Origin of the sequence: Neptunomonas marina (assembly GCF_004005935.1) — a bacterium.
In the GTDB taxonomy this organism is placed as follows: Bacteria; Pseudomonadota; Gammaproteobacteria; order Pseudomonadales; family Balneatricaceae; genus Neptunomonas; species Neptunomonas marina.
Window position 1 is genome coordinate 1 of sequence record NZ_SACQ01000024.1, and the last position, 548, is coordinate 548.

Here is a 548-nt window from a genome sequence, read left to right on the forward strand (position 1 = left end):
CGATGCCCTGTCGCTTGAGGGCATGATAAACACGTGGACTGCCGTATGTTTCACGGCTTTTACGAAAGATGTCTCGTATATACGCCAATAAGCGCCGATCTTGTTGCGCTCTTTTGCTCTGACTACGTCCACACCAAGCATAGAAACCGCTGCGTGATACGCCCAGAAACCGGCACAGCATGTTGACCTTATAAAACCTTCTATAACGGTCTATGAGCCTGAACTTTTCCGCTGTTCCTCCGCGAGAAATTGTTGCCACTTTTTTAGCAGATCATTCTCCATTTTCAGCTGCTGGACCTGCTTTTCCAGCTGACGAACTCGTTCGTTTTCACTGACTGTACGCGGTTTTTTAACCAGCTTTTCCCGGTTGTCCGACACGATCTTTCCTTCTCGATATTCCTTTCGCCACCGAGACAACATTAAGGGGTGAATGCCGAGTGACTCCGCAACACCTTTCACGCTTGCCCCTTTTAAGTGACTCAGCTTAACAGCTTTAGACTTGAACTCATTGCTGTACTGTCGCGTCTTCTTTGGATTTTTATATGCTG

At 47.4% G+C, this 548-nt stretch carries 2 protein-coding genes; both read right to left on the reverse strand.

Going from position 1 to position 548, the window contains the following annotated elements; translation table 11 throughout:
- On the reverse strand, positions 1–181 hold a 181-nt coding region (locus tag EOE65_RS18415; RefSeq protein ID WP_164847044.1), incomplete at its 3' end, for an IS3 family transposase.
- Positions 182–210: 29 nt separating this feature from the next.
- On the reverse strand, positions 211–548 hold a 338-nt coding region (locus EOE65_RS17880; RefSeq protein ID WP_164847159.1), incomplete at its 5' end, for a transposase.